Origin of the sequence: Ruegeria sp. HKCCA0235A (genome assembly GCF_013033235.1) — a bacterium.
Classification (GTDB): domain Bacteria; phylum Pseudomonadota; class Alphaproteobacteria; order Rhodobacterales; family Rhodobacteraceae; genus Ruegeria.
Map to the genome: position 1 here is coordinate 94,450 of NZ_WQDQ01000014.1, position 9,910 is coordinate 104,359.

Below are 9,910 nucleotides of genomic sequence, written 5' to 3' on the forward strand. Positions count from 1 at the left end.
GTCACGGTCTGAGATGCAGCCGCGAGATCATGTCGGCGATCAGCCCCAGCGACCAGATCATGATCGCCGCCAGAAACGAGAACACCGCCGTTTCGCTGAGGTTCCAGTAGAACATGTCGATAATGAACTTCACCGTTCCCAGCGTGAAAAACGCCAGCCCCAGCGGGATGAACACCCGCAGCGGATTGAACAGCGTGCTGATGCGCAGGATCAGGATGATGAAGTTCAGAAAATCTATCGGCCGGATCTTCGATTTGCCCACCCGCTTGCCGTATTCGATCGGCGTATAGATCATCCGCTTGCCGTTCGAGGTCATGCACAGCGTGATCGTGGTGGTGAACGAGAAATTCTGCGGCAAGAGCGGCAGGAACGGGACCAGCTCGGATTTGCGAAACACCCGCAGCCCGGAATTGAGGTCATTGATCTTGCGTTCGGCCAGGAACGAGGCAAAGGCGAACAGGAATTTCTTGGCGGGACGGCGCAGCAGCGGCACGTTCTTCATCGCCGCGCCCCGGTCGCCCACGACCATGTCCTGATCGCGGCACATGGCCAGCATTCCGGGCAGATAGCGCGCGGGATAGGTGCTGTCGGCGTCCAGAATGGCCACATATTCATGTTGCGCCATCCGCACCCCGCGCTTGAGGCTGGCGCCATAGCCGGAATTGACATCGTTGAAGGTGACGGTGGCACCGCTGGCCTCGGCCTCGGCGCGGGTGTTGTCCTGGCTGGCATCGTCCACCACGATGATTTCGTAGGGAATGCCCAGCGGTTCGAGATGGGTGCGTACATCCTCGACCGTGTGGCGGACGGCGTTTTCCTCGTTATAGGCGGGGATGACCACGCTCAGGCTCATGCCGGCGGTTTCCGATGCGATCAGCTCTTCGGGTGTGGTGCTGTTCGTCTCCATCGGCTCTGCGACTTTGTTCATGAAAATGAAAACCTTTTATTCACTCAATATTCCCTGCCCCAGCCCCCGCTGCAAGAATTGCGTGGCGCCTGGAACATGACGGGCATAATTCCCTGTATTGCGTATAGTATTCGAACACGTACAGACTGAACATAGACAATAAATTTGACCAAATTCGACCGTTAAGGCGTCAAGTTTGCAATTGCGCATACTGTGCGCAACAGGTGTGAGTGTTTGAGCCATGTGTCCATCGGCACTTGGCGGGGTTCGGGCAACAGGAAGGAAACGGGTGTCAGGGCGGCAGAGTTTCAGCAGCGGAGTTGCCTGGATGTCGGCCGGTATCTGGGTCGAGCAGGCGTTCAATTTCATCATTTTTGCCATTCTTGCCCGTATTTTAGGGGTCGAGGCCTTTGGTCTTCTGGCGATGGTTGCAGCCTTTGTGCTGTTTTCCGAATTCCTGGTGCGCGAAACGATTTCCGACATTCTGCTGACCCATGAGGCGCTGTCACCAGAGCGGTTGAACTCGGTTTTCTGGTTGTTGGCGCTGCTGGGGGGTATGTTGACGGTTGCGCTGTATCTGGGGGCGGGGCCGGTCTCATATTTCTACAATGAGCCGGTTGCGCGTGAATTGTTGATCGGATTGTCCCCAACGGTGCTGATGATTTCCCTGACGGCGGTGCCGGTTGCGATCCTGCGCCGGGAAATGCGGTTCCGTGTTCTGGCCATCCGTGCAGCGCTCGGCGCGGCGGTCGGAGGGGTCGTGGGCATTGGCATGGCGCTGGCGGGATACGGCGTCTGGAGCCTGGTCGGCCAGCGGCTGGCGATGACGGCCACCAATATCGTGATGGCCTGGGGGGCGGTCTCCTGGCGCCCGGCATTCCATGCGTCGCGGGATCATATGCGCAGGGTCTTGCATTTCAGTCACCGGATTCTGGGCCTGCGCGCGGCGGAACTGGCTGCGGTGCAATCGCCTGCGGTGATCATCGGCGCGATGCTGGGGCCGGTTCCGGCGGGGTATTACGCAATCGCCTGGCGCGTGATCGAGACCGCCTCGTTCCTGGTTATCACACCGCTGCGCACCGTGGCGCAGCCTGCCTTTGGTGCGGCGGCGCGCGATGGTGGTCCGGCGACGGATTTGCTGATCGACGTCATGCGCCTGACCGGGTTTCTGGCCTTTCCGGCCTTTGCCGGGCTGGCGGTTCTGTCGGAACCGGCGCTGGTGCTGCTGTTCGGTCAGAAATGGGCTCCGGCGGCTCCGGTCCTGAGCCTGATGTCGGTGTTTGGCATGTATCTGTGCGCCGAAAAGGTGCAGCAGACCTTTTGTCTGGCGGCCGGTCAGCCCGGTCGTCTGGCGGTTCTGTCCTGGGTCGAGGTGGCGCTGGCGGCGGGGGTGATTGTGGTGCTGGCCCCGTATGGGTTGCCGGTCGTCACAGCCGGTTTTGTGGCTGTCTTTCTGCTGGTCTGGCCGCTCAAATTTGCCAATCTGGGGCATATTGCGGGGCTGTCCGGCCCGGCTTTGATACGGCAGCATCTTGCGCCGCTTCTGCTGTCAGGGGGGATGGTGGCGGCAGTTCAGGGGGTCATGTGGCAACTGGACGGCTTGTCCCCGGCTTTGCTTTTACTTGCCGGTACGGTGACGGGTGTTCTGGCCTATGGTTTGCTGGCTTTTCTGCTCCAGCGGGACAGGCTGCGCCTGCTGGTTTCGATGCTTGGGCCGCAAGGCGGGCACCTGCCTGCGGCTGACACTCAAGGAATTGAGAGATAGATGAAATCGTTACGCATTTTGATGTTCACCACATTTTATCCCCCCTATTCCTTTGGCGGTGACGCCATCGGCATTCAGCGCATGGCGCGGGCGCTTGTGGCGCGCGGGCATGACGTGACGGTGGTGCATGACGAAGACAGCTATCTGATCCTGGGCGGCAAGCCCCAGCCCGAGGGCGACCCCGACGGGGTGCGGCGGATCGGCCTGCGCAGCCGCAATGGCGTGATGTCGAACCTGCTGACCCAGCAACTGGGCCGTCCGGTTGTCCATGCTGCCCGCATCCGCGAGTTACTGGCCGAGCGGAAGCCGGATATCATCTGGCACAACAACACATCCCTGATCGGCGGCCCCGGCCTGTTGCCGATGGGCGAGGGGTTGAAAATCTATGAAGCGCATGAACACTGGCTGGTCTGCCCCACCCATGTTCTGTGGCGGCATGGGCGGGAGCTGTGCGATGAGTGCCAGTGCCTGCGCTGCGTGTTGCACCACAAGCGGCCACCGCAGCTGTGGCGGTATACCGGTGCGCTGGACCGGGCGCTGGATCACATGGATCTGATCATTGCCAAAAGCGAATTCAGCCGCGCCAAACATCGTGAATTCGGCCTGCGGCAGGACATGCAGGTGCTGCCCTATTTCCTGCCCGACCTGGATCAGAGCGCCTTGCCGGAACCGGCGGCGCATGACCGCCCCTATTTCCTGTTTGTCGGGCGGTTGGAAAAGATCAAGGGGTTGCAGGATGTGTTCCCGGCCTTTGACTGCTATCCCGACGCGGATCTGCTGATCCTGGGTGATGGTGACTATGCGGATGAGTTGAAGGCACAGGCCGCAGGCAATGACCGGATCAAATTCCTGGGCCGCAAGACGCCGGACGAGTTGAACGCTTACTATCGTGGCGCACTGGGGCTGATCGTGCCCTCGGTCTGTTATGAAACCTTCGGCATCATCCTGATCGAAAGCTTCCGGCTGGGCACGCCGGTGATCGCCCGGCGGCTGGGTCCGTTCCCCGAGATCGTCGAGCGGGCAGGGGGCGGGGAACTGTTCGAAACCGAAGATGATCTGATCGCAGCCATGCGCCGTTTTCAGAACGGAGGTGCCGCGCGGGATCAGATGGCCGCAGCGGCGCGGCACGGGTTTGAGACGCTCTGGCGTGAAGATCAGGTATTGGGCCGGTTCGGCGCGGCTTTTGCGCAGGCCGCGCATCGTGCAGGGCGGGCCGATCTAGCCCATGCCTTGGAAGCTGGTGCTTTCGAGAACGGCGCGGCGGACTGACCGGGGGTTATCCCCGCCCGGCCAGTTGCCGATACAGCTTTTCAAACCCGCTATGCACATGGGCTGGCGAGAACCTGTCTTCTGCACCGCGCGCCGTGGCATTGGCGCTTAGCCGGTCATATTCGGCGCGGTCGGTGCAAAGATCGCGCAGCGCCTGAGACAGGGCATCAAGATCATCGACCGCACACAGGCGCCCGACATCGCCATCCACCAATTCACGCACACCGCCGCAATCGGTGGCGATCACCGGCAGCCCGGCGCGGAACGCCTCGACAATTGAAATCGGCAGGGCCTCCCACCGGGAGGTCAGCATATAAAGATCAGAGGCCGCAAGATAGGTGGCGACATCCGAGATCACTCCGGGGAAACGGATGATGTCTGAAACCCCGGCCTGTTCGGCCCAGGCTTCGACCTGGCCGCGCAGCACGCCTTCGCCCCCGACGACGATCCGCAGACCAGGCAGGTCTTGCCGCACACGCCGGGCCACTTCGATCATCGCGTCGAGGCCCTTCTGGTGATCCAGACGGGACAAGGACAGAACCAGATGTGTGCCATCTTCGCCCAACAGTTCACGCCGCAGGGCCGCCGCGGCGGCCGGATCGGCGGGCGGGTTGGGACGTACCCCCAAAAGCATCACCCGCGCCTTGCCGGGGTCGACCTGGCGTTCCAGCAGGGATTGCATGACGGTTTCGCTGGGGCAGATCGCCAGATCGGCTTGCTGCCGGCAAGCGCGGGCCACCGCATTGAGACGGTCGGGCGACGAGCCGTGATAGGTCATCACAATGGGGATCCCCATCCCCAGACTGGCCAGACGGGCTGTCAGAAGCGGGGCAGTTTCATGGGCATGGATGACATCGACCTTATGTGCCTTGAGCGCCCGCCGCAGGGTCAGGGCCGAGCGTACCAGCCAGTACATTCTGAGGGCCGGGTTGAGTTTGCCATTCGCACTGTGGTCGCTGACCCGGTCAAGCTGCAAAGGTACAAAGACACTGCCATCCGCGGTCTCGCCAAGCTCTCCGGGCGCGCCAGCCTTGATCACCTTGTGCCCATGCGCCATCAGGGACCCGCCCAGATCGGTAATGTGGCGCTGAATGCCGCCTCCGAATGTGAAAAACGAGCACATTTGCAGGATGCTGAGCCGTTCCTGAAAAGCCTTCTCATTCGTCAGGGGAAGTGTTGTTTCGTTTACCATATCGGTTGCCCCAGTCGGAATGTGACGGTTCTTGTGTCTGCATCCGGTTTTTGCAGATGGGCAACGATGGTGTTTTCCGTGTCCGAGGGTAGTAGCTGAAAAGGCGCTATGGCGGTCTCGCCTGTTTGCACGACCTCAAGGGATTGTACCTCTTTCCCATTGATTTCGATGGATACGGTTTCGATATCGGGTTCGCTGATCCGCAATTCGACATCAAGGGGTGTGTCACGTCTGAGGGGGGCGTGCATAAGCATCCAGACCACCGAGGGTGGGGCATCGACTGCAAACGCACTGGTTTTGGTATTAGATCCGGGGCCGAAGCGGAGAACAGCGACTGCTATGATGCCCATCACGAGGAGCAAATACGCCCACCGGGTCCACCCCATGCCGCGCCAGATCCGTTTGACCGGGCCGAGATGCGCGGCTTCGGGGGCAAGCCGGCCCGCAAAAATCAAAGCACCGGTGAGGGCAAGGCCAGTCGTAAACAGGCCAAGGATGATCCACAGCACCATTGAAAATGCTCCAGCCCAGAGGCCGAAATGCAGCATATCCATTAAAGGCTTCCAATAGGCGAGTCCGCCGACCTCATTGGGTGTATAAGCGCCCAGAACTTCGAGTGTTACCGGATCAATTGACACGTTGCCCGGCCCGAAAAAGCCCGAATGTCCTGCGACATGCCCGCTGAAGTCGAAAGCGCCAGCTTTTTTGTCGGGCAGGGTCATGATGAAGGGGTCGAACCCGGGCAGGGCGTCACGGGCGCGGGCCTCGGCCTGGTCGATTAGATCTGAACCGAAATTGACAGGCAGAACGGTTTCACGCGGAACAGGCGGTTTGGGCTGCGGATAGGTGCCCTCAAACCCCAGGCTGCCCAGTAGGAAATAGAAACTGGTAACCGCAGTCAAAATCAGAAGCGGCATTGACCAGAGAGCCGTCAGCCGGTGTGTGCTGCCCGCCCATGCGCGCAACCCGCCCGCGCGGCTGGGCCAGCGAAAAAACCCTTTCCAGAAACGCCGGTAGGTGATGAGTCCGCTGACGATCTGAAACAGCAGGATCACGGATGTAGCGCTGACCAGCATGAACACGACCCGTTTCTCGGTCAGAAAGGTATCGTGCAGGTCTCGCAGAATGTCGCGAAACCCATTGGGTCGTGTCGCCCCGACGACATCACCGGTTACTGGATTTGTCCAGAAACTGACACTTTCCCCCCATCCGGTGCGGCTGAAGGTGCGATCCGCAAACCAAGGGGTCGGGCGTTTGAACATCAGATAGATACTACTTTCGGGGTGGGTCTCTTTGATGCCATCGTAGATCGTGCCAAAACTCGCGGTGCGCTCTTCCTTGTCGATCGTGGTCCAGATGGCCGGACGGCCGATTGATTCAAGTTCAAACCCCGCAACAAGTAATGTGCCCGTCAGGAACATGAACGCGAAAAAGAGCGAAAGATGCAGTCCCAGCCAGATGTGAAGTTTGAAAAGTGAGTTTCGTAGCTTACGGTTCATCTGCGCCTTACTTGCTTACAATTGAACGAAATGTTGGCTGAAGTAGAGTTAACGGAAACAATGGCTTTAGGATATTGTTTCCATGAAAAAATGATTTCGTCTGTCTCTGTGGCGCCGCGCGCGCATTATTTCACACCATTCCTATGGGTTAAGTGTTGTGCGAATCCCGGTCTTTGCGGGATGGTATGAGTATACCCGAGTATTGGTGGGGTAAGCGGTGCCGATTGATGTTAAATGAAGATATGAAAACAATTTCCATTGTATCGCCATGTTTCAACGAAGAAGACAACGTGGCGAATTGCTATGAGACCGTAAAGGCCATTTTCGACAAGGAGCTGCCGGGTTACAGGCGCGAGCATATCTTCATCGACAATGCGTCTTCTGACCGGACCGTGGATATCCTGCGCGAGATCGCCGCACAGGATCAGGACGTGAAGGTGGTGGTCAATGCCCGCAATTTCGGGGTGTTCCGCTCAACCTTCAACGGGCTGCGTTATGCGACCGGCGACGGGATCGTCGTCATGCTGCCGGTCGACTTGCAGGACCCGCCCGAACTGATCCCCGAATTCGTCGAGCTGTGGGAAAGCGGTTATGACGTGGTGGCCGGCGCCCGCAGCACCCGCGAAGAAGGGTTCGTGATGCGCAACGCACGCGGCCTTTTCTATCGGATCGTCAATGGCCTGTCGGATGTCTGGCTGGAGCCATCGGTCGGAGAGTTTCAGCTGATCGACCGCAAGGTTCTGAAGGCGGTGCTGGCGCATAAGGATCACTATCCTTACATCCGTGGCATCATCGCAAGCTGTGGCTTTCGCCGGATCATCAAACCCTATGTCTGGAAGGCCCGTGCAAAGGGGCTGTCCAAACATAGCCTGATGGCGCTGATCGATCAGGCGTTGAATGCGATCTTCTCTTTCACGCGGGCCCCGATGCGGTTCTGTACAATCAGCGGGTTGGTGATCGCGATTGCCTGTATCCTGTTCTCGCTCATTTCCGTGATCCTGTTTTTCGTCAATCCCGATCAGGCACCGCGCGGGACGACGACCATCATCGTATCCCTGTTTTTCCTGTCGGGCATTCAGATGCTGTTCATTGGGATGCTGGGGGAATACATCACCTCGATCCATAATCAGGTGCGTGGCGGGCCCATCGTGACCGAGCAGGAACGTATCAATATCGAAGGTCCCGCTCGGGATCCGGCTCTGGCCAGAGAAGAGCATCTGGCATGATCGCACAGAAAAACGGGTGGCAAGGGCACTGGCTTGCTCTTGCGGTCTGCGCGTGTGCAGGCCCTGCCTGGGCCGCGGATGCGCCTGTCACCAACGCTACACTCGCCGAGCTACGCTTGTGGTTTATGGTTATGGCTGCGGCTGCAGTGGTTCTGATCGGGGTCTTCTGGTCGCGCGGACTACCTCTGTTCGGGGCACTGGCCGCTTTGGTTCTGCTGGGCAGTTCCGCCCGGTTATGGTTGACTCAACCGCTCTGGTTTCCGCGGCTTGAGATTGTCGCCGACCCGCCTGAAAACCTGATCATGCTTTTGATATTGGCTGCACAGGCGGTTCTTACGGGCGTTGTTCTGATGCGTCCTGCAGGCCGGGAGGCTGTCAGGGGCCTTTTCGCCGGGGCGGGGATCATCCGCCTGTTTCTTCTGATGGGTCTGGTTGCGGTTTTCTGTCTGTCCGCAACACCTTATGTGGCCTATGGCTATTACACGGCCTTCGGACTGCAGATCGGTGTCGGCGGTGCATTATCTCTTGTTCAGATGGCCACATTGGTCGCCATGTTTGCCGTGGCAGGTCCTGATCGCATCCCGCGTATCCCGGTGGCCGCTCTGGCCGTTTTTGCGACGGTGGTCAGTGCTGTCCTTGCCTGGACGGCGTTCGACCGCGTTCCCCATGTCGAGGATGAACTGGCCTATCTCTTTCAGGCACGCACCTTTGCGGCTGGTACGCTCTGGGCTCCGGTCCCGCCCGAAGCGGCGCAACCCGCGTTGGAATACTATCTTCTCGAGGTGCATGACGGCAAATGGATCAGTGTCCCGGCGCAAGGCTGGGCCATTGTACTAAGCCTTGGGGTTCTGATCGGGGTGCCTTGGGTGATCAATCCGATCCTGACTGGGATATCGGTCTGGCTGGCCCATGACATTGTCCGTCGGACCATCAGTCGTGAACGTGCGGATATGGTCGCGTTGCTGATGGCAACCTCGCCCTGGGTGCTGGCCGTGGGGGCCACGCTGATGACGCATTCCGTGATGCTGGTCGCGGTGCTTCTGGCCTGGTGGTGTCTGATCCGGGCCGGAGAAGGCGTGGCGCGGCGGGCGATCCTGCTGGCATTTATTGCCGGGCTTGCGCTGGGATGGAGCTTTGTAACCCGACCACTGGACGCACTGATTGTCGGAGGGTTGACTGGTTTGTGGCTGCTGCGCCGCCTGCCCGGAGGGATCGGGCAGGTGCTGGCCTGCGCCGTGGGCGGTGTCCTGTCAGGGTCCGTCTTTTTGCTGCTCAATTATGGGACCACCGGCGATATACTGCTGACCCCGCAATCCGATTACCTGAGCCGGCTCTGGCCCGATACAAAAAATGCGTTCGGCTTTGGCCCCAATGTGGGACCACCCGCCACAAGCTGGGGCGCGTTGGATATCTGGGTTGGCCACAGCCCGGCTGAGGGTCTGCTGAACCTGATCAACGGGATTGCCTCGCTCAATCTTGAACTTCTGGGCTGGACCTTTGGATCGCTGGTCCCGATCTGGATTGTCTTCATCTGGCGCAAGCGCCTGACCGGATTCGACCGGGCCATGCTGGTGATCCTAGTGGCCCTTGTGGGAGTGCTGTTCTTCTATTGGTTCACAGGCACTTTTTATCTGGGACCACGTTACTGGCATACGGCACTTATACCGTTTCTGGTTCTTTCAGCGGCTGGGATCGAGGCGGTCAAAGACCGGCTGCCGGACCAGTATCACGGTCGTCTGCACTGTATCATCCTGCTGCTTTGTGCAGTCTCGGTCGTCAGTTTCACCTCATGGCGTGGGGTTTCGAAATACGATGGGTACGGTGGCTTTACCGGCGACATCAGGCGTCAGGCACAGGCCGCAGAGCTGAGCAATGCTCTGGTCTTTGTTGCGACAAATGCCAATATCGGATCAGCGCTTTATCTCAACGACCCGTTCCTGCCCGAAGGCAAGCCAATTTTCCTGCGCGATATGGGACCTGAGCAGAACGCAGCCATCATCGCAGCCTTTCCCGGGCGTAAGGTTGTCTATCTGGGAGACAGCGAATAGGCCC

At 59.4% G+C, this 9,910-nt stretch carries 7 protein-coding genes; 4 read left to right on the forward strand and 3 right to left on the reverse strand.

The window, feature by feature from the left end; genetic code table 11:
* Position 1: 1 nt before the first annotated feature.
* Positions 2-928: a glycosyltransferase family 2 protein gene (locus GOW56_RS19740; RefSeq protein WP_171206944.1), complete on the reverse strand. Its 927-nt coding sequence runs from the start codon at positions 926-928 to the stop codon at positions 2-4.
* Positions 929-1,235: 307 nt separating this feature from the next.
* Between GOW56_RS19740 and GOW56_RS19745 the strand changes: the two genes are divergently transcribed.
* Together GOW56_RS19745 and GOW56_RS19750 are read left to right on the forward strand one after the other, a co-directional pair.
* Positions 1,236-2,672, forward strand: coding sequence for a lipopolysaccharide biosynthesis protein (locus GOW56_RS19745; protein WP_171206945.1), 1,437 nt, complete (start codon positions 1,236-1,238; stop codon positions 2,670-2,672).
* Positions 2,673-3,941, forward strand: coding sequence for a glycosyltransferase (locus tag GOW56_RS19750; protein WP_217358844.1), 1,269 nt, complete (start codon positions 2,673-2,675; stop codon positions 3,939-3,941).
* Positions 3,942-3,948: 7 nt separating this feature from the next.
* Here GOW56_RS19750 and GOW56_RS19755 read toward each other — a convergent pair whose 3' ends face one another.
* Both GOW56_RS19755 and GOW56_RS19760 read right to left on the reverse strand, forming a co-directional pair.
* On the reverse strand, positions 3,949-5,133 hold the full coding sequence (locus GOW56_RS19755) for a glycosyltransferase family 4 protein (protein ID WP_171206947.1): 1,185 nt from the start codon (positions 5,131-5,133) through the stop codon (positions 3,949-3,951).
* The gene (locus GOW56_RS19760; protein WP_171120396.1) at positions 5,127-6,632 is read right to left on the reverse strand and encodes a PepSY domain-containing protein; all 1,506 of its coding nucleotides are present in this window, start codon (positions 6,630-6,632) and stop codon (positions 5,127-5,129) included. Before GOW56_RS19760 ends, GOW56_RS19755 begins: the two co-directional genes overlap by 7 nt.
* A 242-nt stretch (positions 6,633-6,874) precedes the next feature.
* Here GOW56_RS19760 and GOW56_RS19765 point away from each other — a divergent pair, with 242 nt between their 5' ends.
* Both GOW56_RS19765 and GOW56_RS19770 read left to right on the forward strand, forming a co-directional pair.
* A complete protein-coding gene (locus GOW56_RS19765) occupies positions 6,875-7,858 on the forward strand; it encodes a glycosyltransferase (RefSeq protein ID WP_171120574.1) in 984 nt (327 codons plus the stop codon).
* Positions 7,855-9,906 (forward strand): glycosyltransferase family 39 protein, encoded by a 2,052-nt coding sequence (locus GOW56_RS19770; RefSeq protein WP_171206948.1) that lies wholly within the window; start codon positions 7,855-7,857, stop codon positions 9,904-9,906. The genes GOW56_RS19765 and GOW56_RS19770 overlap by 4 nt, the downstream gene beginning before the upstream one ends.
* The last annotated feature ends 4 nt before the right edge of the window (positions 9,907-9,910 follow it).